Origin of the sequence: Caulobacter sp. Root487D2Y, assembly GCF_001427165.1 — a bacterium.
Taxonomy (GTDB): domain Bacteria; phylum Pseudomonadota; class Alphaproteobacteria; order Caulobacterales; family Caulobacteraceae; genus Caulobacter.
In genome coordinates, this window is sequence record NZ_LMFD01000012.1 from 368184 (window position 1) to 391107 (window position 22924).

Annotated in this window: 18 protein-coding genes; 10 read left to right on the forward strand and 8 right to left on the reverse strand. The window is 64.9% G+C overall.

Annotated elements, in window-relative coordinates:
• Nucleotides 1-428: 428 nt before the first annotated feature.
• The 4 genes from ASD38_RS18915 to ASD38_RS18925 all read right to left on the reverse strand — a co-directional run bounded on the left by ASD38_RS18915 (nucleotide 429) and on the right by ASD38_RS18925 (nucleotide 5112).
• Nucleotides 429-1010: a GIY-YIG nuclease family protein gene (locus ASD38_RS18915; protein ID WP_056462421.1), complete on the reverse strand. Its 582-nt coding sequence runs from the start codon at nucleotides 1008-1010 to the stop codon at nucleotides 429-431.
• 17 nt (nucleotides 1011-1027) lie between these two features.
• Nucleotides 1028-2257 (reverse strand): MBL fold metallo-hydrolase, encoded by a 1230-nt coding sequence (locus tag ASD38_RS23495; RefSeq protein ID WP_082560803.1) that lies wholly within the window; start codon nucleotides 2255-2257, stop codon nucleotides 1028-1030.
• Nucleotides 2258-2536: 279 nt separating this feature from the next.
• On the reverse strand, nucleotides 2537-3673 hold the full coding sequence (locus tag ASD38_RS18920; RefSeq protein WP_156390781.1) for a hypothetical protein: 1137 nt from the start codon (nucleotides 3671-3673) through the stop codon (nucleotides 2537-2539).
• Complete coding sequence (locus tag ASD38_RS18925) at nucleotides 3670-5112, reverse strand: hypothetical protein (protein WP_235523888.1); 1443 nt, start codon at nucleotides 5110-5112, stop codon at nucleotides 3670-3672. Before ASD38_RS18925 ends, ASD38_RS18920 begins: the two co-directional genes overlap by 4 nt.
• Nucleotides 5113-6080: 968 nt before the next feature.
• Between ASD38_RS18925 and ASD38_RS24040 the strand changes: the two genes are divergently transcribed.
• From ASD38_RS24040 to ASD38_RS18935, 3 genes are all read left to right on the forward strand, one after another.
• The gene (locus ASD38_RS24040) at nucleotides 6081-6716 is read left to right on the forward strand and encodes a hypothetical protein (protein ID WP_156390782.1); all 636 of its coding nucleotides are present in this window, start codon (nucleotides 6081-6083) and stop codon (nucleotides 6714-6716) included.
• Nucleotides 6713-6955 (forward strand): hypothetical protein, encoded by a 243-nt coding sequence (locus tag ASD38_RS18930; protein ID WP_056462430.1) that lies wholly within the window; start codon nucleotides 6713-6715, stop codon nucleotides 6953-6955. Before ASD38_RS24040 ends, ASD38_RS18930 begins: the two co-directional genes overlap by 4 nt.
• A gap of 2299 nt (nucleotides 6956-9254) precedes the next feature.
• Nucleotides 9255-9533, forward strand: a complete 279-nt coding sequence (locus ASD38_RS18935) for a hypothetical protein (RefSeq protein WP_056462433.1) — start codon at nucleotides 9255-9257, stop codon at nucleotides 9531-9533.
• Between the two features lie 389 nt (nucleotides 9534-9922).
• Here ASD38_RS18935 and ASD38_RS24045 read toward each other — a convergent pair whose 3' ends face one another.
• Nucleotides 9923-10459: a hypothetical protein gene (locus ASD38_RS24045; protein WP_156390783.1), complete on the reverse strand. Its 537-nt coding sequence runs from the start codon at nucleotides 10457-10459 to the stop codon at nucleotides 9923-9925.
• A gap of 322 nt (nucleotides 10460-10781) precedes the next feature.
• On the opposite strand from ASD38_RS24045, the gene ASD38_RS24050 reads away from it, so the two are divergent.
• From ASD38_RS24050 to ASD38_RS24055, 3 genes are all read left to right on the forward strand, one after another.
• Nucleotides 10782-11900: a hypothetical protein gene (locus tag ASD38_RS24050; RefSeq protein WP_156390784.1), complete on the forward strand. Its 1119-nt coding sequence runs from the start codon at nucleotides 10782-10784 to the stop codon at nucleotides 11898-11900.
• Nucleotides 11897-12241, forward strand: a complete 345-nt coding sequence (locus ASD38_RS18940; RefSeq protein ID WP_056462436.1) for an STAS-like domain-containing protein — start codon at nucleotides 11897-11899, stop codon at nucleotides 12239-12241. The genes ASD38_RS24050 and ASD38_RS18940 overlap by 4 nt, the downstream gene beginning before the upstream one ends.
• A gap of 77 nt (nucleotides 12242-12318) precedes the next feature.
• The gene (locus ASD38_RS24055) at nucleotides 12319-12867 is read left to right on the forward strand and encodes a hypothetical protein (RefSeq protein ID WP_156390785.1); all 549 of its coding nucleotides are present in this window, start codon (nucleotides 12319-12321) and stop codon (nucleotides 12865-12867) included.
• Nucleotides 12868-13129: 262 nt separating this feature from the next.
• Here ASD38_RS24055 and ASD38_RS23500 read toward each other — a convergent pair whose 3' ends face one another.
• Both ASD38_RS23500 and ASD38_RS18945 read right to left on the reverse strand, forming a co-directional pair.
• Nucleotides 13130-13360, reverse strand: a complete 231-nt coding sequence (locus ASD38_RS23500) for a helix-turn-helix domain-containing protein (RefSeq protein WP_082554902.1) — start codon at nucleotides 13358-13360, stop codon at nucleotides 13130-13132.
• A gap of 76 nt (nucleotides 13361-13436) precedes the next feature.
• Nucleotides 13437-13646: a helix-turn-helix domain-containing protein gene (locus ASD38_RS18945; RefSeq protein WP_056446320.1), complete on the reverse strand. Its 210-nt coding sequence runs from the start codon at nucleotides 13644-13646 to the stop codon at nucleotides 13437-13439.
• Nucleotides 13647-13787: 141 nt separating this feature from the next.
• On the opposite strand from ASD38_RS18945, the gene ASD38_RS18950 reads away from it, so the two are divergent.
• The 4 genes from ASD38_RS18950 (at nucleotide 13788) to ASD38_RS18965 (ending at nucleotide 21191) form a co-directional block, all read left to right on the forward strand.
• Nucleotides 13788-14309 carry an RNA polymerase sigma factor gene (locus tag ASD38_RS18950; RefSeq protein WP_056462438.1) on the forward strand — a complete coding sequence of 174 codons (522 nt, stop codon included), beginning with the start codon at nucleotides 13788-13790 and terminating at the stop codon, nucleotides 14307-14309.
• 12 nt (nucleotides 14310-14321) lie between these two features.
• A complete protein-coding gene (locus tag ASD38_RS18955) occupies nucleotides 14322-15356 on the forward strand; it encodes a FecR family protein (protein ID WP_056462441.1) in 1035 nt (344 codons plus the stop codon).
• Between the two features lie 224 nt (nucleotides 15357-15580).
• Nucleotides 15581-18631 (forward strand): TonB-dependent receptor, encoded by a 3051-nt coding sequence (locus tag ASD38_RS18960; RefSeq protein WP_235523889.1) that lies wholly within the window; start codon nucleotides 15581-15583, stop codon nucleotides 18629-18631.
• Between the two features lie 43 nt (nucleotides 18632-18674).
• Nucleotides 18675-21191: a S9 family peptidase gene (locus ASD38_RS18965; protein WP_156390786.1), complete on the forward strand. Its 2517-nt coding sequence runs from the start codon at nucleotides 18675-18677 to the stop codon at nucleotides 21189-21191.
• On the opposite strand, the gene ASD38_RS18970 is transcribed toward ASD38_RS18965, so the two are convergent.
• Nucleotides 21154-22923, reverse strand: a complete 1770-nt coding sequence (locus tag ASD38_RS18970) for an asparagine synthase-related protein (RefSeq protein ID WP_056462450.1) — start codon at nucleotides 22921-22923, stop codon at nucleotides 21154-21156. The genes ASD38_RS18965 and ASD38_RS18970 overlap by 38 nt on opposite strands.
• Nucleotide 22924: the final 1 nt, after the last annotated feature.

Sequence of the window (22924 nt, forward strand, 5' to 3'; positions counted from 1 at the left end):
ACGAAATAGCCGAAACAGCCCATGGCGATTTCGGCCGAACGCCTAGACCAGGCGACCTGACTGTTGGTTGTCCGACGCCCCATGATCGCCTCCCTTAACCCCTTGCTTGTCCCCGGTTTTGAGACGCGCTAAATTTAGAGAACACAGGGCCAGGCATGGAATGCAAGCGCGACCTGTGCGTGCGTCCGAACTCTCGTGATAATAGCTGGCGAGGTCCGCGTTCCATCCAATGGACCGTGAGCGCGCCCGGTTTTTGGCAGGGTCGCGCCAGAAGCGGACCTTTGCTTGCCTCCAGAAACACGACGCTCAGATAACGTGGTCGATATCTTGATGACCTCGCTGCGCCGCCTGGACAACACAATCGCCTCGCCTCGTCCCGTCGGCGCACGGTCACCTTCACCAGCCTAGGCCTGCCAAGCCGCGCGCACCTATACGGGTTTGCGCGATCGGTCGCGGCCCGGTCGCACCATCATCCAAGGAAAGACGATGTCGCGCGGCATCTGGCCAGAGAAACGGTAGCCAGTGTTCGTGACGTGCCAGGCGTTGCCGCCTCGGGACCCCATTCCCGGAAGGGTGAACTGTTTCTTCTCGTTCACCAGGTGCTCGCCCGGAACAGCCCAGATGAGGAGATGCTCCAATTCCTCAAGCGCTCGGCTGATACGCTCTAAGCGATTTCGGCCTTTCAAGTCGATCGGCGCATACGTGAAACGCACCCTACCTCGCCGGGCCACGATGGCCTTTGCCGTCTTGTGGTTGCCGAACCGGGTGAGCGGGGACTTGGTCAATCCGACGTAGACGATCTGGTCTTTGGTTCGCGCATTTCCGTGGTCCCTCAATAAGATGTAGAGGAACGGCTCGGTCGTATCAAAAGTTGGTTGGCTATCGGCCTTGGCCCAGAGCCTCGGTGCTCGCCAATTCAGCTCCACCGCATTGAACATGCCCGTCCCGGCCCGCGTGCAAACGTCTTCAGGCTCTTCGCCCCAGTTCGCGCCATGGAAGCCTCGAAGCATGAGCTTTTCGCCTCTCGCTACGGCAGCCAGAAGTGCAGACACACTTCGCTTCCGGGTTGACCTGAGACGCACGCCAGGCGTTCGCCAGCGAAGGCCGTTACATCGATCCCGGGGTGCTTGGAGGAGTCGGCTTTGACGTGCGCCACCAAGACCGCACTTGGAACAAGCGCCTGAAGGGATGCATCGGAATTCTTGTCCGACCCGTGGTGGGGCAACGCTAGTACCTGCACTTGCGGGAGCAATGGGTGGAAGGCTGCTCGCCAGTCGGCGAGATCCCCCGGCGCCAAGAGTTCGGCGTCGCCAGTGTTTAGCCATGCGGGAATGCCCTCGCCCCAGCTCCTCATTACTGGGCTCACACGATGCCAGTTAGCTTGGGATGTGTCGGCGACGTGAGGAACGCTGAGGATCGACAAAGATGATCGGTTTGACGAGCCGACATGGGCTTTGAACAGCTTGCGCAGTTGGGCCCGGCCACTGGCCGTCCGCGCATGGTTGGCAATCGCGAACGCGCAATCGCCAAGTCCTGGACGCTTCAGACGTGCGGGCGCACGACCGACCAAGGCGATCAAATCGGCGAGAAGGCCCTTGTGGGTTGCGGGCGAGACCGGTGCGCGGTGCGGAATGAAGCGCAGACCGTAGGGGCCGAACACCGCAGCGATGAAGCTAGCACTGTCGATTTCCCGCACTTGTAAAGCAGGACCTAGGGTGGCGCGATAAAGCGGCGGAAGCGGTAGAGGTCTAGCCGGCGGATCGACTTTGAGCGTCCACTCGCCCTCGCGCCGCGGAAAGTCTGGTCCGGGATCGCCGCCAATCGCCGCCTCGGTGCGAGGGCCGCCGTCTCGGATAAAGGATACCCGCTGCGCCCCACGTGCGAGAAAGAACGCGGCCGGGTCGGCCGCCAGTTCGAAGAAGGAACGGTCCAAGCGTCCTCGGTCGACTTCATGTAGAACTTGGAGGATCAGCTCGCGCTCGTTGACATAAGGCACCATCACTTCGCGCACGACCGCGCGCGACATTAGGGTGTCGAGCCCGCTGACATGGTCGGTGTCGAAGTGCGAGATGAACAGCCAGTCGATCGGCTGCTGGTGCTGGGTCGTCCACGCCTTCAGATAAGCATCGAACACGGCCGTCTTCTTTGCACCGCAGTCGAATATCCAGTTGAGAGGTGGCGCGTGATCGGCACGAGCCCGGCCCGTGTGAAAGCCCCCATGGCCCACAGCATGCTGAACCCACTCGACGTTGAACATGCCGTGCTCCGGTTATTGTTGCCTATGCAAGGTGGACATTAGCGAGGGCTGACGGCCCATTAGAGTATAGCTCAGCTTGGCCTGGAACTGGTCAGAATTTAAAGGGCAGACTTGGTAAGATTTTCCGCAATGAAAGAACCCTACGACAACTCCCGAAACCCGGCGGCTATTGCGGCAACACCGCTCACCCGACAAAACGAGATGGATCTATATCTGGACTCAAGCAAGTACGGGGGCGCGCCGTGAGCGGAACTTGGCCGACCTTCAGAAATACGACGTTCAGTTGGCTGAACCAGTGACAGCGATCAGGGCTTGCACTGCGCCGAGCGCGTCTGTTGGCGAGGCAACCACCTTGCAGTCGGTCGCTTCAGCAAGGCGCAAAGGGCCGCGGCCAAGCATGTCCTTGAGCGGACCTTCCGTCAGAAACAGGTCGCAATAGCCAAGAGCACCCGCAGCATGGCTGAAGTCGAAGATATCGTTGGGTTTGAACTTTTGCGTCCGATTCCAGCGCAGCAGCGCATGTAACCCCGAGCGGATGTACAGTGACGGCAAGGCCGACTGTGTCGTTTCATTTTTGCTCAAGGCGGCTCCGACGAGACGCGGCCAGTCCGGTGACGCAGCTGAAAAATCACCGGGCCTCCCGAGTTCTTTACGAAGGATCTCCACAGCAGCGGCGATCATCGGCGCGCTGCCCCGCGCGGCGCCCTGCGCCTCCGCCGCAAGCAGATCTTCGAACTTATCGATCTCGTGGACGTGCGCCGCGTTGCCATCGTTTAGTTTCTGCGCGAGGTCCGCCCAGGGCGACGCCCACCGCGGCAAGTCCATCATGACAGCTTCTTCAGCCGTCATGATGAGGAGCGTGTCGAAGAACACCTTCTCAAGTCGCTGACGGTGCTGCCTGGTGGGATTGAACGGCACGGACGACAGAGTGCTGTTTGAGGCGATGCAGCCGACTGGTTTCCACACTCGCTCACGGTCTAGTACCGTCTTGTCCGAGCCAAGCGTCGATAGAAAAAGCCCGGCGACTTCGAAGGCGATGAGCTCGTCGTCGGCCATCAATCCCGCGCCACAGCACAGATCATCGACAAGGTGCCCCGTCGCCCCGCGCGTCGCCGGGTCGGTCTGTTTGGAGAGTTCTGCCAAGACTGAGTAGCTAACAGGACACATCAACTGGCCGCCAGAAACGCCGGCGCGCAACACCTCCAAAAGCTCGGCGAACTCGGGCCGGCGAGGCATGCCGGCGGCGGCACCCTGAAGATCAATCCAGTAGTTGAGGTCAAGGTAGACGGCTCGTTTGCCGGCCGATGTCGCCTGGAAGCGCTCCAGGTGGCGCTGTCGATAGGCGTCGGCGGACACACCCGGTTGAGATTTATGCCGCCGAAAAGATGCGCGAACCTCTGCGGTCACCTCGGTCACGAAGGGTCGGCCTCGGCAGAAGCCCAGATCCCCAGGGCCATGGCCGCGCGTAACGGCCGGAAGTTGGCCTCTACATAATCAGAATAACGCGTTTCACGCGGGCTCTTGAACGCCACGATGCGTGGTGTTTGAACGGCAAGAGGCTTGCAAGGCAGCGGTGCCTCCACGCCTTCGATCACGACAGCCCGAAGCTTGCCTTCGCGGTTTCGCTCGGCATGGTGCACCCGATGTATGCCGTCGATAAGCGTCAGGTCGCCATTCGCGGCCCGCTCGACGACGGGCAAGAAGAAACCCCAGGGCGTCCCGACGATCCTAGAAGGCTCTTTGAGATCAAACGCTTCCACCAGCCGTCGCGTGGAGGCGACGCGCCTGAGCTTGAAGATTTCGACTTCGTCAGTGAGCTTCTTCAAGTCGGCCAGGTCGATGGTTTCGATCACCATGCGCGCATCGGCGTAGGCTGGCACGTTGGCGCGCAGAGTCGCCTCGACCTGGCTAAAGGGGATTTCGACGATCAAGGGGTTGTCGCCAGGCGTCGATCGTGCGCCGTCCCACGCGGCCTCGAACCTGTCGGCATAGGCTTGCAGAAGCCCCGCCTCATGCGGCGCGGAGAAGGTCAGGGCGTGCAGGGCCGGGACCTTCTCGATAAGCAGCAGCTCCTTGGGCGCTCCGCCCTTCATCGTGAGCGTGCCGCGGATCCCGGTATCGGCCGTCACCTGACAGACCGTGACGCCGACAGCACGAGCGAGCCTGACCGTCTCGGCTCCCAGCGCCTTCTGGGCCAGCAGTCGGATCGGATGTCGCCGCAGTCCCGCTTCCAGCAGGCCGACGAAGAGTTTCGGCAGCCAGCTCGTGTCACCCGCGAAGATGCGCACCTCTCCCTTAGCGTTGGCAATGAGGTCCAGGGTTGTCGCTAGGATCCCTGCCGCCTGTCGGGGACTCCCCCCCGTCGTCGCAATCACGGGATCGACAAGGTAGCTGTGGGTGCCTTGGAACGTGGCGTTCATGTCGGCGAGTTGGCCGCGAAGCGCGGCCGGAAAATGCTCCACCGTCACGCCCGAAGCGATGAGATGGTTCACGCCGCGACCAATAATCTGCGGATTGGGGTCGAGGGTGCCTATAAAAACTGTGCGGACCCCACTTTCAACGACCCTTACGACGCACGGCGTCTTATCCAAGGAGCGCCGCGAGCAAGGCTCAAGCGTAACAAAGAGGACCTTGTCAGACAGGTCGAGTTTTCGATCCTCAGCTTTCGCAAAGAGAAGATATTCCGCATGGCCGCCTTTTCTGTCCTCGCCACGATGACTGGTGAGCAAGATGGTGCCGGCCGCGTCCGTCAGAACAGCCCCTACCATCGGGTGGTGACGGTCATCTTCGGGGATGCATTTTGCCGCCTCCGCGATAGCGGCTTCCATGGCGGCGCGTCTGGCATCTTCCGTCATCGTTGTCATTGGCAGTTCGCTTAAAGAGGATGGCGTCGCCGCGCATTGGTAGGTGAGACTACCGCGCGTTCTGCACTGCCGCGACTCCCGGTGATTGGCTGTTGAGACCGGAGAATAGGCTGGCGGTTAGAGGGCACGTCCGGCTGCCCAGCTGCGCAGCGCCATGAGCGGAAGTTGGCGCACCTCCAGAAATGCGACGTTCGATGCGAGGCCAATGGGACCGGCCAAACCTTTATCTAGGATGAAGACCCACATTCAGAGGTGTCCAGCATATCTACACCCCACTCCAAGAGTTTCTTTCGCTGCTTCTAATATGCTGTGAGCGAGCCCTTGTGACAAATGATTCAGGGATATAACTCATTGATAAATCACAGCATTACAAATGGCCAGTTACGTGAACGGGGATAGATCAACGAACAATGGTTGACGCGGCTCCCCGTTTTCGCCCTACATCCCGGAGGGATTTCTTCTTTTCTCAATGAAGGAATCCGTTCGTGCCCCCTCCGAAAACCAAGCCCCCGAAACCGTCTAAGCGGGTTCACCAGCTATCGGTGAAGTGGGGCAAGTTCAAAGCGACCGGCGAGGGCTTCGGCGTTCTCGGCGTGATCCTGCTTTACGCAACGCCCGCGCTCATCGCTCTGCTGGTCAAGGTGCTGGTGAGCTAGTTCCAACGCGCCGCGCAAGATAGCTTTGCAGGCATGGCAAAGCCGACATCCGTCCCCTCCCCTTGCGCCCTGTGCGGAGAGAACAAGCCTCTCTGCGTCAGCCACATAATTCCGGCTTTCGTCATCCGATGGCTCAAGGATACGTCTGCGACGGGGCACATTCGGCGGGGCGACGCGCCCAACGTTCGGACTCAAGACGGGCTTAAGCGGCACCTCCTATGCGAAGACTGCGAACAACTGCTAGGTCGCGACGAGCGGACCTTTACCAACGAACTTTTCACCCCCTTCAACGACGACGACGCGATGAGCTATCCCTACAGCGATTGGCTACTCCGGTTCTGTACGTCCGTGTCCTGGCGAATTCTGCTGACCTACTGGGATGCCTGCTATCATGACGGAATGCCCGAAATGGTCGCGGCTCGGGATCGGTGGCGGAACTTCCTATTGGGGCGCGCCCCGCACCCCGGCGATTTCCGTCAGCACATCCTCCCCCTCTACCCCGTGGGAGGGAAGGCGCCCCCTCCTGGCACACCGGAAAATATCAATCGATTTCTATTGCGGGACCTCGATGCCGAACTTGTCGGTGATGGGCGCACGACGATGACATATGCCAAGCTCGGCCGGTTCGCAGTTTTCGGAGAAATTGGCGGCTCTGCTACCCGTTGGCGTGAGGTTGGTGAGACCGTGAATCGGAAAGGCGGCGTCATCCGACCTTCAAGCAAAGCCCCTTCGCCCTGGATGTTAGATTTCCTTTTCGCGCGGGCGCGTGAAAACGCCGCTGCTCGCGCCAGCATGTCAGACGCTCAGAAAGACAAGATCGCGCAAGCCGTGGATGGTGACCCGAACCGGGTCCTTAATTCGGATACGACAAAGGCGATGATGCACGACGCTCGCCTGTTCGGTCGTGACGCCATAGTTCGGAAGCGACCGCCTCAGTGAACGACGAAGCGACCGCGATCCTCGCGAATGTCATGTGGGTCAGGGATGACCTTGAAACCGGGCGACTGACCCAGGAACAAGCCGGGCTCTACACCCAACTCGGGCGGAAGGTGTCAGGTCTCACCGACTTGATGGAAGCCACGTCCGATCCCGATACCGCTGAAGCCTTGTGGCGGGGCGGCGCCGAAACCATCCGCGATTTCCTGGCTGAACACTTCCCTCGCCCGCGCGCTCATTAGCCCAGGCGAGATGCCGCCCGATCCACAGAAAGGGTCCAGGCTTTGCAGAAATACGCCCTGGTCTTCCATATCGGCGAAACGACCACCTTCGTCGGCGAATTGGTCAGCGACAGCATCGACATGGGACGACGTACGCCAGCGATGAGCTTGCCGGCCGGTCCAAGGGTGTTGTTGGGCTGTGCAGCGTGGCGGTCGGCAAGCTGATCGGTCCCGATCCTGACGACGCATTTTGGCTAGGCGTTTGGGATCGGACCCAGGACGGCGGCTTTGCCTGGACGGCGGGCTAGAGCCGGAAATCTTGCCGTTCTCGATTCCGCTGTGCTAGAAACGCAATCGGCGCAGCCCCACAAGGACTGCGCCGACCACAAGCCGTTTTGGGGCTTCCGAGCCTATATCAAGACGGTTTGCCACATACGGGGTGCTCCTAGCCCTGGTGTGATGCGGGATCGCCCGCCCTACTTTTCGACGGTGGGGGCTGACGATCTCAGACGGTGACGCCGGGGCGTGTTAACGCCTCGGCGACTCCCTTCGTAGAGCACTCCCCATAGATCGCGCAAATGTTTTTTGCGCTCGCGAGCCCGCGCACGTCTCATTTTTAGGATGACGAGACCGGGACGCCCGAATTCGCGAGTTCCGCCCGCAGTGTTGTAAAGGGGTTTACGTCAAAGCCCCATGACCAACCGGTCACTTGCTATACCAACGTACCGTACCGCAATTGACCAACTGGTTATCGGTATTAAGTGCGTTAAAGCCGGTACTTAATGCAATCGCGGTCCAACTTAGTACGAAAGCTTTCCTTAAAGCCGACATACCTTCGATAAAGGGGTTTCCGCATCCTAATGCGAACTGTGTAAACCCCCTTACAAACTGTTCTGCAAACACCAATGCGCTTTAAAGCGAACGCTTATCGGTAAGGCTGCGAAAGCGTCGTACTAAAGACGCAAGCGAACGACGTACCAAAGCCATTTAAAGGCAATCAAAGTCCGCAAAGCCGTCGATGTACCAAACTCGTTGGAACATGCAGACGTACACAGCTAGGGCATTGTCGGTTTAAAGCCGGTGTTATGTCGGCTTAAAGCCGGTGAACCCAGGTTCAAACCGACACTCAGATCGAAGCCGCTAACGGTGACGGCGGCTCGTCAGCGACATGAACAACGGCAGCTTGTCAGGGACGGAGCCCTTGGCTCTCGCCGGAAAAACCTGTTAGAAAAGTCCATCGGCGCAGTCTTTCGACTGCGCCGATGAACCGTTTTCAGGCGCGAGCTTGTATCAAGGCGGTTTGCCACACGGGGTACTCCTAGCGAGGTCCAATGCCCCAGTTGGAAGCGTGAGCAGCCCTCGCCCGTCGAAAAGTCGGGACTGCATCACCAGAAACGACCCCGCCGGGAGCCCTAAAGCCCCGGCGGGTGTCTCCCCCGAACCTGCCCCTTCACACTCCGTTAAGCAACAGGAAAATGCGCTCGCGCGCTTTTTTTTGAAGCATAGACGCGCGACTTAGACCGTAATCGTAAACACACGTATTCTTTTTACTCCCCACACTCACTCAGTTTCATCGACTTCAGAGCGTTCACCAGTTTCGTCGCTTTTTATAAACCTTCTAAATAGCTCGCTAATGAGAAGGCTCGATAAACTCGTACATTTCTAGGATTATCCTTCTACGATTCCGCTTATAAATTAGCTCGGAAAACTCGCTATCATTTCTCAGAGTCCCAACTCAAACATGGTTGGAAAAACCCTGCTGAAATTCGCTACGAGTCCGCTGACTCTTTCGCTGCGAGTCTGAGAATAACTGCGCTTCCGAGTGGGCTGATAAATTCGAGTCTGAACGCGGGAAAGTTCGCAGCTTCCGAGTTGGGAAAGTTCGACGGTTTCTGAGTAGGGAAAGTTCGACGCTTCCGAGTCCGCTAGATCGCCACGAGTCCGAAACTAACTTTCGAGCTGGAATTACCGGAAGTCGCGGCGGTCGATCCGCGTGACCTGGTGCTCGCCGCCTCGGCTCGCCGGATCGGGAAGTTAGTTTTGGATTTTGGAGGCGCCAGGGACGGAAATGATTTCCGGCTTTGGACCCGCCGGCGAGAGGCGATCTCACAGCCGTATATATATAGAGAGTGGCATCCGCCCGGCAGGTAAGGCGAGAACCGCCTCAAACCCTTATGGCGCAAGGCTTTGCGAGCTTCGGGGATAGGACCCGCGCTAACACCGCCAAAAGCTTGTTCGCAAGCCTGATTTGGCGAAACTTGCTGCGACGATACGGGGGACGCTCAGGCCGCAATGGATTCAAGACGCGTGGGCGGGGCTCATGGCGATCATGGGCCATTGGCAAACCCTCATCACCGGCATTGCCGCCGTACTGGCGGCAGCTTTCACCATCGGACAGTCACACCAGACAGAGCGGCGACGCCTTCGCCGTCAGATCAACGCGGCACGCGCGACCTTCCCCTTGGTGCTCAACGGCGTCAGCGAATGGGCTACCCGCACCGCCCCGTCGCAGGAGACGCTCTACGCGTTCGATGCTCTTATGCATGGAGCTAGCGACGAGAACCCGTTCACGCCGGGCTCGCCGCCGATCGTGATCTAGCCCCCGCCCATGCCCTGAGGATACCGCGGATGAGCGCCAGTTGCTGCCATTGGCATCCTTCCAACAACCAGACATTCAGCCGCTAGGCGCGCGGGCGAGATCTACCTTTTGCAGAGCTCGCTGGCACGCGATGCCACGGACCCTGTACGGCAAGCCCGGATAAGATGGGTGATCCTTCGGATGTGGCGGCCCGTGGCGCAGAAGCGATTTTTGCGCCTTAGAGCCACTTAGCGACCGATCCTGGGTTCGAATCCCTCTCTCACCGCCACCGCCCCTTGAATTTATTGATTAAAACTACAAGCGATGATCCGGGCCCCATTTCCGGCCCCACTATCGGATCGCGCCAGTTGTGAACTGGCGGCATGGCTTCACTGCCTACACGTTCGCAGCTATCCCGGCTTCTTGACCGGGCTCTTCTCGGACGCCGCGAGGGCCGCCTGCGCCTTCCCCAGCGATGCATAGGTTTCGAACGAACCGCCGTGCTTTGTGCCTTCGCGTTCGATCGGGACACCCTCACACGAAAAAGCCATCACACCGAACGCTACTGTGTCTGGTGCCGGATAAGACCATTCCGGATTCTTGAAGACTTCGAACTTTTCCGGTCTTCCGTCAGCCGTGTAACCATATTCTTGAAGCTGACGAGACGACCGGTTTTTACAGTCGTACTCGGTAAGACTGTTGCTGATGACGGGCTGTTCGCCAGCTTTCGACCTAACGCTTCCATACCAGACGCGCTTGAAGCCGTTCACAGTGTCAATCTTCTCATTGATCGCCAGCCAAACGCCTTTGTCTTTCCAGATGACGCGCCACTCGTTCTTGGTGGCTTCTTTCTTTGGAGCGACAGGCGCGAGTTTCTTCATTTCGGCCGGGCGTTCGCAGCCGACCAAGGTCATGATCGCCACGATTCCCACAACTGCCCGCTTCATGCCCCGCCCCCTAGATTCAGGATGGCCAAAGGTAGACCAGCCAAACCAACCATCATCAAGAAGCCCGAGCGTAGCTTCTTGGGTGAGGGGGCAGCTTCTCGACCGTTGGAGCGACTAGGAGGCTATCAAAAGGGGTCATTCGCTAGAGCCGACAAGCGTTGCCTTAAACCCATCTACTGATAGGTTGCGTCGGCGCGGCGATACCTCCGCAACGATTGTGCCGGGCCCTCTTGAATTGAACCGACTTATCCGTGGAGCATGCCACCCCCGTCGCCATGGTTACGGGCGGCGTAGGAGGCGCCTTTTTCGCGTCACCGAGAATGTGGGCGTAAAGCAGAATGTCAGCCCGCGTCGCTACGGCTTGAAGGAGCGGCAAGCGGAGGAGCGATATGAACAGATTAAGTCTGCTCACCTGCTGCGTCGTAAAGGTCTGCCCGCAGCTACTCAGGAGGCTGGTTACGTAAACCAGGGCGAACGGCTACGGCGGAAGGCCGTCCTGATCCGCCCGCCAGCGCACTTCAGCTTGACCTCAAACTATGATGAGAGCCTTGGCTTCGTCTATGATTGGACCTGGCTTGCTTATTCCCGGGATCCAGAAATCTCGTCCGGCTTCATGTCGATCGACTTGGCCGGACTGAAGTCAATCACACTCGATGCGGCCTTAGTACTCGTGTCGGAGTATCATCGCGCCCTCATTCAGTACCCCGCGCAGGCTCCATGGATCGATGATTCAGGCTGGCCCGTGTTCATTCGCTCTCTTCTAGATGAGCTTGGCTTCTACAACCTAGTTTCAGCTCGGGGCAGGAGCTGCAAAGACGACACGAAAATTGACTTTGGACAGCGCTTTGTTCCATTCATCTCAGGAGAAGAGGTGGAAGGACAACAGGTTGACGATCTGCTGAACCGGCTAGAGGAAGCGGCAGGAAGGGCGCCGCGCCGCAAGGCGACCTATGGCGCCATCGTCGAAGCGATGAAGAACGTTCGAAGTCACGCCTATCCTCCAGATGCCCACGAAGGGTTAGCGCCTCGGGTTCCGAGATGGTGGGCGGCGGGCGCGTACGACATGGCCAGCGAGACGCTCATCTTCTCCATGTATGACCAAGGTGTCGGGATTCCCGTCACGTTGAAGCCGAAGCGCCTCTTCCAAGCCATCCGCGATCTTTGTCCGCCGGAATTCAATGATGCAGATGTGTTGGCCGGCGCGATCGAATACGGTCGTACCTCAACAGACCTACAAGGACGCGGGAACGGCCTCTGGACCATCTGCCGGCTCGCTACGGAACTGGATGGTTCATCGGTGCGTCTCTTGAGTGGGCGCGGCGAGGTGACATATTCAAGTCGCGGTCGTGTGCGAAAGAAACTACACGGTAACGCCTTTTGTGGAACGTTAGTGCAGTGGATCCTAAAGTTGCCGCCTGATGAAACGGAAGAGCTGAAATGAGCGAGCTCCGTGTCGCAACTGAGTTTTCCCCGTACCTCGGTGGTCGGTACCGTGACGATGGGCCATGGAGCGGCGAGCAATTTCGCGAAGAGTTCCTCCGGCCGCGCGTGAAGTGCGCGCTTGCGGACAACTCGGTGCTGAACATCCTATTCGATGGCGTCGCTGGCATGCCGACCTCTTTCCTAGAAGAGGCGTTCGGCGGACTTTTGCGAGAGATGCACGACGTGAACAGCGATACCGTGCGCTCCATCTTAAAGCTCCACGCGGAGGATCCTGAGCTTTGGCCATTCGTGAAGCTGGCGGAAAAGTTCATGGAGCAACAAGCGGAACGGCAGCACTAGCCACTCCGCCCGCCGAAAGCTGTGCCGCGAGCTGTCCCGCTATCTCGGCACCGCCGTCCGGCCCCCGTTATACCAACTTGTCGGTTTCGAGCGCAGGCGATCCGCCCAACTTCCTTGCCTGGCTCGCTGACAAGGTCGTGCCACCGCTGCTTTCGAGCACGTTGGTAGCGGTCATCGCTGGAATTATGATAGCGCGCTCACTGGAACGGTTTAAGGGGCGCCGCGAGCACCTCACGAAATCCGTGGACGCTTTGCGGATCCAGTTGGCAGCATTGCAGAAGGTCACCGGCACGTACTGGTCCGGGAACTACGACGCGAAAAAATCGGCTGCACAAGAAGCTGAAATTGAGTTCTTGCTCGCCGATATTAGTTCGTTGACGAACATCTGCGCACCCGAGCTGTGGAAAGATGAATCCGACGTCGGACCAATGCTTGTGGTGGAGCTTCTCTCGATCGCTACCGGCGAAAAATTTGGTGCGTCCGATCGAAAGAGAGACGTCCGGCGGATCAAGGGCGTTTCCCTTCGTGCAGCCAATCTTTCCAGCGCTGTTGCGGTGGCGCGGAGCCGATATTTCTCGAAAAAGCACCCGGCTCGGCGGAAAGCGCGGACGTCGAAAGCACGGTAGCGCAGACCGGCGCAAGGGTAGCTATGTGTCAGGTCTCCGCGTTGTCGAGGGCTGTCATGCTGTCCACCTCGCCGCGGCCCCAGAGCAGACCTTCCCAACGTCAGCGAAGAGTCAGATGCGGTCGAAACCCAGCCTCACTGCGGACCCGGCCAATTGCGTCAGCGATCGTCACCCGAAGGGCCGAGACCGCGAAGCGGGCTCGGCGGCGCCCGGCGCCGTAGAGCGCGATCGCGCGCGAAGCGGGCGAGACGCCCGTTAGGATCTACCGATCTTTGCGTCGCACAAGCTCCGCTTCCGTCACGCCGAGCGCCGCCGCAAGGCGCTCAAGCACACGGAGCGTTATGTTGCGCTTACCGTTCTCAATGCCAGACAAGTATGTGGGGTGGATGCCGGCTTCGTGCGCGATGTCGTCCTGCAGGGCGCCGCTAGCACTCCGTGCAGCTTGAATATTTGCGCCAACAACCCCTCGGAGATCCATGCCCCGATGGCGCACCATCGCGGTGCATTTCGGAATAGACTATAAGTAAAGTCGCAAAAAAGTTCGACAAACCTTAGGAACACTTCCCCCGCTATCGGCGGATCACCAGATCGGTCTCTGGAACGCGCAGCGCAACCGCAATCCGCTCCAGGACCTTCAAGCTGAAGTTTCTCTTACCGTTCTCAACATCGGACATATAGCTCGGGTGGATCGACGCGAGGTGAGCCAGCTCATCCTGCGGAAGCCCGCGAGCTTCCCGCAGGGCGCGCACGTTCGCTCCCACCACGGCCAGAAAATCCATGCCGTGAAGGCGCACGTTCAACGCTGGACAGTGAATAGACTATGAGTAAAGTGGCCAAATATCGTCGTGCGTCCGCGACGTTCACGCGGGCACGGCTCGATCCGGATTCCGTCCCGCATTCACTGGTTCGGAACGCGGCCCATGCCCCCGCTCAACGCCCAATTGCTGTCCCCCGACGCCCCGCCCCCGGATCCGGGAACCCCGCCCCTGGCCGACGCCTATCTGCGTCACCGCGCCTGGCTGACGGCGGTGCTGACCCAGCGCTACGGCCACGCCGAGGCCGCCGACATCGCCCAGGACACCTATCTTCGGGTCCACCAGTACGTGCCGCCGGCCCCGATCCGCCGGCCCAAGTCGATGCTGATGCGCATCGCGCTCAACCTGGCGTCAAACCGCCGGCGCAAGGCGGCCCGCGCGGTGCTCGTCGACCCGCGCGATCACGCCCTCGATCGGGCCGGCGCCGACGGCGACCAGGACGCGGCGCTGATTTTCACCGAGATGATGCTCGCCTTGCCGCCAAAGTTGCGCGATGTTTTCGTCCTGACCCATGTCGAGGGAAAAACCTATGCGCAGATCGCGAGCCTGCTCGGGATCTCGCTGGGAGCGGTGGAAAAGCGGATGAGACAGGCTGTCGCCCGATGCGCCGACTACATCGGGAGCTAGGCGGACCACGCCATGAGCGATAACCCGACCGTGACACGGCCCGCGGAGCCCTCCCCCGCGCGGCGTCGCCAGGCGCGCGAGGAAGCCGCCGCCTGGTACGCCAAGATGCGCGGCCAGCGGATCGCCCACCGCGAGGTGACGGCGTTCTACGCCTGGCGCGAGGACGCCTGCAACGACGCCGCCTACAGCCAGATCGAGCGCCTGGCCCAGGGCGTGCGCGCCCACGCCGACGATCCGCGCCTGCGGGCCCTCGCCCAGGCGGCGCTGGATCGCCCGCGCCCGGCCAAGGCCTTGAGATCCCGGCTGGGCCGGCGGCCGGGCTTCTGGATCGCGGGCCTGAGCCTGGCGGCCGCCTGTCTGGCCGGCTACGTCGTCATCGGCCAGCCGTTCGGCCAGACCTACCGCACCGCGGTGGGCGAGCGCCGGGTGGTGTCGCTGGCCGACGGCTCGTCGATCGAGCTCAACACCGACAGCGCCGTGCGCGTGCGCCTGACGCGCGAGCGGCGGGCGATCACCCTGGACAAGGGCCAGGCGCTGTTCGCCGTGGCCCATGACGCGGCGCGTCCGTTCGTGGTCACGGCCGGCGACACCGCCGTGCGGGCGGTGGGCACGCGGTTCGAGGTCTACAGGACCGGGGCGGCGGTGCGGGTGACCCTGGCCGAGGGCCGGGTGCAGGTGACCAGGGCCCATGCGCCGATCCCGACGATGATGACCGCCGGAACCCGGCTGGAGGTCGCGGGCAAAACCCCCGCCCGTCCGGTCGCCGTCGACGTGGCGGCCGCGACCGGCTGGACCAACGGGCGCCTGACCTTCCAGGACGCGCCGTTGCGAGAGGCCGTGGACGAGGTCAATCGCTACAGCCGCCAGAAGGTGGTGCTGGGGGCCGGCGCGCCGGCCAACGAGCGGGTCAACGGGGTGTTCGACGCCGGCGACACCGGCGCCTTCGCGCGGGGCGTGGCCGCCTCGCTGAACCTGGACAGCGCCGAGCGCGACGACGGCTCGATCGAACTGCTCGCCCCGACGGGTCCGGCCAAGGCCCGGTTCTAGGGCCGGACCGACGTTCCGGCCGCGCCCTCGGCCACGGCCCGGACCGGCCGGCCAATCTTCAGATTCCGACGGCGCCGCGCCGAGCGGGCGCGGGGCGACACCGTCATATTTATTTCACGCGGCGGTAAGGCCGGCCGCCCCCTGGCGGGTCTCCATCCCAGACGCGCCCGTCACGCGTTCGTCACGACGACGAACCCGGCGCGATTTGGGGGATTATTGCCGTCATGGTTGTGTCGATTCGTCGGGGCCTCGCGGGCCTATCGTTGCTGGCCCTGAACGCCGCCCTGGCCGGCCCGGGCCTGGCCGCGCCTGTGCAGCAGACGCCCGCGACCGCGCCCGCCTCGGCGGTGCGCACGCCCAAGGGACCGCTCGGCGCGGCCCTTCTGGCCCTGGGCCAGCAGACCGGGGTGCAGATCGTGTTCACCAGCAAGGCGGTCGAGGGCCGCCAGGTTCCGGCCCTGGACGGGGTGTTCAGCCTCGAGGAGGCGCTCGCCCGCCTGCTGGCGGGCAGCGACCTGGAAGCCCAGCGCGCCGGTCCGCGCCTGCTGGTGGTGCGCCCGCGCGGCGGCCCGCCGCCCGCCTCCGCCGACGCGGCCGAGCCCGACCTGCTGGCGGGCCTGCCCGCCGACCCGGTCGCGCCGAACGCCCCCGCGTCGAAGACCGACGAGGCCACCCTGCTGTCGGAAGTGGTGGTCGGCAGCCATATCCGGGGCGTCAAGGACAGCGCCTCGCCCGTCGTGATCCTGGGCCGCGACGAGATCGACCGGGGCGGCTACGCCAGCGTGGCCGAGGCCCTGACCTCCCTGCCCCAGGCCTCGGGCGGCACCGCCAGCGAGGACAGCGTCTCCACCGGGGCGGACCTGAACGGCACCAACATGATGCGCGGCACGGGCGTGGACCTGCGAGGCCTGGGAGCGGACTCGACCCTGGTGCTGTTCAACGGCAAGCGCATGGCCGGCGCGGGGATCTACGGCGACTTCTCCGACATTTCGGCGATCCCGTTCGCGGCGGTGGGCCGGGTCGAGGTGCTGCTGGACGGGGCCTCGGCGCTCTATGGCTCGGACGCGGTCGGCGGGGTGGTCGACATCCGCCTGCGCACCGATCTGGACGGCGGCGAGACGCGTCTGTCGGCCGGGACGGCGACGCAAGGCGGCTACACCCGTTCCCTGGCCAGCCAGGCCCTGGGCAAGACCTGGTCGGGCGGCCACGTGCTGGCGGCCTATGAATATACCCGCAACGACGCCCTGCGCGGCGCCGACCGGCCCTATGCCGGCAACGCCGACCTCACCGCCCTGGGCGGCGCGGACCGACGCAGCATCACCCTCAGCGCGCCGGGCAACATCCTTCGGCTCAACAGCGCCGGGGTCTATGTCTCCACCTACGCCATTCCAGCGGGCCAGGACGGGACGCAGCTGAAGCCGAGCGATTTCGTGTACGGCACGGTCAACCGCTTCAACCAGCGCGGCGCCTACGACGTGCTGCCCGAATCCATCCGCCACAGCGTGGTGCTGTCGGCCGCCCAGTCGGTGGGCCGGGTGGAGTTGTCGGGGGACTTCCGCTTCGCCCATCGCGAGATCGACGCGCGCAATTCCGCGCCGGGCACGACCCTGGTGGTGACCGCCGCCAACCCCTTCTATGTCTCGCCCACCGGCCAGGCGTCCGAGCGCATCACCTATTCGTTCCAGAACGAGCGCGGCGGCATCGACAACTGGGGCGTCTCCGAAAGCCTCGGCGCGAGCCTGGAGGCCAAGACCCCGCTCGGCAGGGATTGGAACGCGGACCTTTCGGCGACCTACGCCCAGGAGCTGGGGCGCAGCGACGGCTCGGGCCTGCTGCACGGCGGCAACCTGAACGAGGCCGCGGGCCTGGCGCCCGACTCGCCGCTGACATCGTTCAGCGCCGCGCGCGACGGCTATTTCAACCCCTATATCGGCCAGGGCTCCAACCCGGCCAAGGTGCTGGATTTCGTGCTGGCCGGCTGGGACGTCTCCAAGAGCCGCAGCGAGCACCGCTCGGTCAATCTGGGCTTCGACGGACCGCTGGCCCGCCTGCCGGGCGGAACCCTGCGCCTGGCGCTCGGCGGCCAGGTCCGCCGCGAAGAGCTGCGGACCGGCGGCGCGCGGTTCCTGGCCGGCGCGGTGCGGACCGCCAAGGTCCCCCGCCGGTTCGGCCGCGAGGTCAGGGCCGTCTATGCCGAGCTCAACGCGCCCCTGGTCGGTCCCGACAACGCCGTGCGGTTCATCGAGCGCCTGGAGCTGTCGCTGGCCGGGCGGATCGAGGACTATGACGACGTCGGCCGCACGGAAAACCCCAAGGTCGGGATGATCTGGGCGCCGAACCCGGCCCTGGCCTTCAAGGCCACCTACGGAACCTCGTTCCGGGCCCCGGCCATGTCGGAGCTGCACCTGCCCTACACCGTCTCGCCGGTGGCCATCACCTATGCCGGCGGCCAGTTCCCCACCCTGGTCTATCAGGGCGGAAATCCCGACCTGAAGCCCGAGACCGCCAGGTCGTGGACGGCCGGCGTGACCTTCACGCCGCAAGACGTCCCGGACCTGACCGTGGAGCTGTCGGCCTATCGCACCGTGTTCAAGGACCGGGTCGGCGCTCCGGTCGTCCTGACCCAGGCCCTGACCTCGGCGCAGTTCGCGCCGTTCGTGACGATCGTCCATCCGGCGACCAATCCGGCCGACCGGGCCAAGGTGCTGGCGGCGATGGCCGATCCCAACGCCTCGGGCACGGGGGTCTACGCGGTCGACACCTACGGGGCGATCATCGACGCGCGCAACCTCAACACCGGCAGCCTGGAGGTCCAGGGCCTGGACGCCCAGCTGACCTACGCCGCCACCCTGGCCGGCGACCCGCTGACGTTCACCGGCGCCCTGTCGTGGATGATGCACTACAAGCGCAAGCTCACCCCGACCTCGGTCCAGACCGAACTGGCCGGCGTGGCCGGCTATCCGGCCGACCTGCGCGGCCGCGTCTCGGCCACCTGGACCCATGGCCCCGCCTCGGTGACCGCCGGGGTCAACCATGTCGGCGACAGCTACGCCGAGACCGGCCGGCGGGTGCATCCCTGGACGACGCTCGACCTGCAGGGCCGCTGGCAAGGCCGGCTGCTGGCCGCCGATGGCCTGTCGGTGACGCTGAACGTCCAGAACCTCTTGGACGCCGACCCGCCGTTCCACGACAACCCGCTGGCGATCGGCTACGACCCGGTCAACGCCGACCCGTTGGGCCGCATGGTCAGCCTGCAGCTGACCAAGGCCTGGTAGGCCGCCCCTCCCCCCTAAACGCCCAAATCCGGAGACACCCACGATGCGACGCTTGTCGGCGCTCGCGGTCGGCCGCGCGCTGATCGCCCTTCTCCCCCCGGCCGCCGGCGCGGCGCCCGGGCCGGTCGCACCGGTCGCACCGGTCGCACCGGTCGCACCGATCGCACCGGCGGCGCCGTTCACGGTCGAGCGCCTGCTGGCCCTGGAGCAGCTGGAGTCGGCCAGGCTCGATCCGAGCGGGCGCTGGCTGGTCGTCCAGCGCTACGCGCGCTGGGACAGCGCCCCGGCCTACGATCTTGACTGGAGCGCCCGGCTGGGCCTGGGCCGCATCCAGGTGTTCGACGTCAAGGCCGGCGGGGCGGAGCGAAGGCTCGATCTGCCGGGGGGACCCGGCTACGTCGCCCTGGGCGTCTCGCCCGGCGGCCGCAGGCTGGCCGTCGGCCGGCTCACCGGTCACGCCTTCGAGCTGGGGGTGGTCGAGCTGGACACCGGCCAGGCGCGCTGGCTGGGGATCGCGCCGCGCCAGCCGGTCTGGGGCCCAAGCCTGCTGTGGCGGACCGACGACCAGCTGTTGGTCTCCGCGCGGCCCCAGGACGCCCCCGACACCCCGATCGGCTTCGGCTGGCAGGGCCTGGCGCGGGTCAGCGGCCAATGGGCGGCCACGGCGCGGGGCGAACTGGGCGCCAGCGTCGTCGGCAGCGGCCGCTATCGGAACCTGCGGGCCAGGGCCGCGACCCTGGGCCTGGTGCTGATCGATCTGAAGACCGGACAGAGCCGGGTCGTGGTCCCCGGCGCGGTGCGCGATTTCAGCCTGGCCCCGGACGGGGCGACGGCGGCGGCCCTGGTCGAGGGGCAGGACATCCAGCCCCAGACGCCCGAGCCGACCAACGCCGCCTCCGAGCCCACCGCCAAGACCCTGGTGCTGGCCGGGCTCGACGACGGAGGGCCGGTCACGCCCTGTCCCGACTGCGACGTGATGGGCCGGTTCCTCAGCTGGTCCGACGACGGGCGCGCGCTGCTGGTCTTCGCCCGCCGGGGCGACGTCCCGTTCTCGGAGGGCGCCTATTGGCGCATGAGCCTGCGGGGCGCCGCGCCCCTGGCGCTGGGCGGTCTGAAGCCGGTGTTCGCCCCCACCTTCGACCTGCAGGGCGTGCCGCTCGGCGGCTGGCTGGACGGACAGCCGGTGATCTTCGCCCGCCCCCCGGCCGGCGGCCGCGCGGACTACTGGCGGCTGGACGGCCGGCGGCCGACGAACCTGACGGCCGCCCTGCCCGGCGAGCCGCGGGCGATCGGCGCCGATCCCGGCGTCTGGGCGCTCAGCGCCGGCGGCCAGGTCTGGCGCGTCACGCGCGCCGGGGCTCACGCCTGGGGCGTCGCGGCGGCGCAGGTCCAGTCGCTGGCCGATCGGCCGCCCGGCTTTCGCGGGGCGCAGAATTTCGTGCCGCCGCTCAAGGCCCTGGCCTTGGACGCCGCCGCCGCCCCGCCGGCCCTGTCCTGGCCCGGGCCGCGCCTGCCCGCGCCATCGCCGGGCGCGCGCGTCACCGCCCTGACGTCCGCCGGGACCGTCCAGACCGCCAAGGACGATCACGGCGTCGAAACCGTTCTGCTGGCCCAGGACGGCATGGCCGCCAAGACCTTGGTCACGGTCAACGCCGCCCTGGACGATGTGGCGTTCGCCGCGCCGATCGCCATCCGCCACAAGGGCCCGGACGGCCAGGAGCTGACCAGCTGGCTCTATCTGCCGCCGCGCCCATCCGACCGTGCGCCGCCCGACGCGCCATCGTCCAGGAGCCCGCCGCCGGTGGTGGTCCTGCCCTATCCCGGAACCGCGCCGGCCGCACCGCCGGCCCAGCAGGCCCCGGGCGCCTTGCAGATGTCGGTCAACGCCCAGATCCTGGCGGCCCACGGCTACGCCGCCCTCGTGCCGGCCATGCCCTATCTGGCGGGCCGCGAACCGATGGAGGGCCTGGCCGACCAGATGCTCGGGCCGGTCGACCAGGCCGCCGCCCAGGGCCTGGTCGACGCCGGGCGCGTGGCGATCTGGGGCCACAGCTATGGCGGCTACGCGGTGCTCGGAGCGGCGACCCAAAGCCCGCGCTTCAAGGCCGTGGTGGCGACGGCGGCGACCTCCAACCTGATCAGCGCCTACGCCCGCCTGGCGCCGTTCTCCTACGCCGTCCCGGAGGCGGGCATGACGGTGTTCGCCTCGAGCGGCTGGCTGGAGACCGGCCAGGCGCGGATGGGCGCCCCGCCCTGGAGCGACCCGCAGCGCTACCTGCGCAACAGTCCGATCGTCTTCGCCGACAGGATCACCGCCCCGGTGCTGATGTTCCATGGCGACAACGACAAGGACGTCGCCCAACCCCAGGCCCTGTTCGGCGCGCTCTATCGCCAGAACAAGGACGCGATCCTGGTGATCTATCGCGGCGAGGGCCATGTGTTCTACGCGCCCGGCAATGTCCGCGATTACTACCAGCGCCTGCTGGCCTTTCTCGACGCGGCCCTGGCCGCGCCCGAGCCGGTCATGCCGGCGGGCTCGGGGCGGCCGCCGAGGCAGTGAGCCGCTCGGTCCAGCGCCGCGCCCAGGCCTCCAGGGCCAGCAGCACGAAAAGCTCGGAGGTGATGTTGGTCCACACCAGCTGGTCGGCGCACAGGGCCGCGTCGAGCCGCTCGCGGTCCAGCAGCCCCTCGGCGGCCAGACGGCCCTCCAGCAGATAGGGCCGCAGAGCGTCCAGGCTCTGGCACAAGCTCTGGGCCACGAAGATCGTCAGGTTCCCCTTACCGCGACGCTCGAGCACGGCGGCGGGCAGCCGCTCGGCGAAGGCGGCGCGGGCGAACGGACGGTCATTGGCGCCGATCGCCAGGCGCCCCGCCGCCAGCGACAGGCAAAACTCCACGACCGGCTGGCTCATCAGCGGGTCGATCACGTCGCCGGCCCGGTGGCGCCGGCTTTCCCCAAAGGCGCTGAGGCCGTTGACCAGGGCCAGGATCTGCAGCTGCTTGGCCGGGGCCAGGTCGCGAGCCTCGCCCAGCCAGGGATGGCGGCCGACGGGCCCGGCCGCGGCCGCCGGACTCATGAACATCTGGACGCCGAGGCCCGCGGTCAGGTCCTGCGGCGCCAGGCCCCTTCGCAGGATGTCCCAGACGGTCGCGCCGTTGCGCCGGGCCAGGCGCGCCAGGCCGCCGATCCGACCGTCGCCGCAGGCGCCCGCCAGCACGTCGCGGGCCAGGGACGGATGGCCGGATTGGAAGAACACCCCGTCGCCGCCGCGCCCGGTGAACATCGCCTCCACGCCCGGCTCCGCGAGCCTGGCGGACAGGTCGGCGTCGTGGTCGGGATCGCCGCCGACATAGTTGGGCCGGGGACCGCCCGCCGCGCCGACCAGCTTGGCCGGCTCCAGGCGCAGCGGGCCGCGCTCGACGATCCGCAGCGGCGCGCCGATGTGATCGGCCACGGCCCGCGCATAGGCGCGCTCGTCGGATTCCTCGCGCGGAAAGCTGTGGTTGAGACCGTAGAGCAGCGGCGCGCGCGCGTGCGCCAGGCTGGTGGCGACGATCGCCGAGTCCAGCCCGCCGGAGATCTCGCAGAAGACGCCGCCCAGGCCCTGGGCCCAGGCGGCGACCGCCCCATCGACCACGTCGCGCAGGGCGCGCGGGTCGGCGTCGCGCCAGGGCCGCCGGGCGAAGACGGCCGGCGACCACAGCCGCGGTCCCTCGCCGTCCGGTCCAGCCAATATGCCGGGCGGATAGCTGACCACCCCCTTGAGGGGACAGATGACGCTGGCCAGGTTCTTCTGGCGCAGGATGGCGGCCAGGGCCGGCCAATCGATCGACAGCTCGTGCGGCCATAGGTCCCGCAGGTCCGGCAGCCGCGAGCCGATGAACCGCAAGGGGCCGCGCCGCCAGCCGATCGCCTCCATCACGCCCAGCGGATCGCGCAGGACCCGGGCGGGCCCGCGATCGTCATTGAGGATGGCGACGTAGCGGCCAAAGGCGCGGTCGGCCAGGGCGGCGGCGACCTCGCGCGGTTCCGCGCCCAGCCCCACCAGGCAAAAATCGCGCCCCTCCCCCCGCCGGGCCGCCTGGGCGTCGAACACCTCGCCGATCAGCCCGCCGCCGACGCCGGCCAGATGGCGATAGGCCGGCGGCCGGGCCGCCTCCAGGAAGATCGAAAACCGCCGGCGTTCGGCGACCTTGGACCATTGGCCGCTGGCCAGGACCAGGGCTTCGGCCTCGCGCCAGGGCGCGGGGTCGGCTCCGGCTTCGATCTCGATGACCAGGTAGTCGCGCACC

Coding starts and splice junctions, on each gene's coding strand:
- ASD38_RS18915 (WP_056462421.1), bottom strand. CDS start 1,010: ATGCTTCGAGGCTTCCATGGCGCGAACTGGGGCGAAGAGCCTGAAGAC.
- ASD38_RS23495 (WP_082560803.1), bottom strand. CDS start 2,257: ATGTTCAACGTCGAGTGGGTTCAGCATGCTGTGGGCCATGGGGGCTTT.
- ASD38_RS18925 (WP_235523888.1), bottom strand. CDS start 5,112: ATGACGGAAGATGCCAGACGCGCCGCCATGGAAGCCGCTATCGCGGAG.
- ASD38_RS24040 (WP_156390782.1), top strand. CDS start 6,081: ATGAGCTATCCCTACAGCGATTGGCTACTCCGGTTCTGTACGTCCGTG.
- ASD38_RS18935 (WP_056462433.1), top strand. CDS start 9,255: ATGGCGATCATGGGCCATTGGCAAACCCTCATCACCGGCATTGCCGCC.
- ASD38_RS24045 (WP_156390783.1), bottom strand. CDS start 10,459: ATGAAGCGGGCAGTTGTGGGAATCGTGGCGATCATGACCTTGGTCGGC.
- ASD38_RS18940 (WP_056462436.1), top strand. CDS start 11,897: ATGAGCGAGCTCCGTGTCGCAACTGAGTTTTCCCCGTACCTCGGTGGT.
- ASD38_RS18945 (WP_056446320.1), bottom strand. CDS start 13,646: ATGGATTTTCTGGCCGTGGTGGGAGCGAACGTGCGCGCCCTGCGGGAA.
- ASD38_RS18950 (WP_056462438.1), top strand. CDS start 13,788: ATGCCCCCGCTCAACGCCCAATTGCTGTCCCCCGACGCCCCGCCCCCG.
- ASD38_RS18955 (WP_056462441.1), top strand. CDS start 14,322: ATGAGCGATAACCCGACCGTGACACGGCCCGCGGAGCCCTCCCCCGCG.
- ASD38_RS18960 (WP_235523889.1), top strand. CDS start 15,581: ATGGTTGTGTCGATTCGTCGGGGCCTCGCGGGCCTATCGTTGCTGGCC.
- ASD38_RS18965 (WP_156390786.1), top strand. CDS start 18,675: ATGCGACGCTTGTCGGCGCTCGCGGTCGGCCGCGCGCTGATCGCCCTT.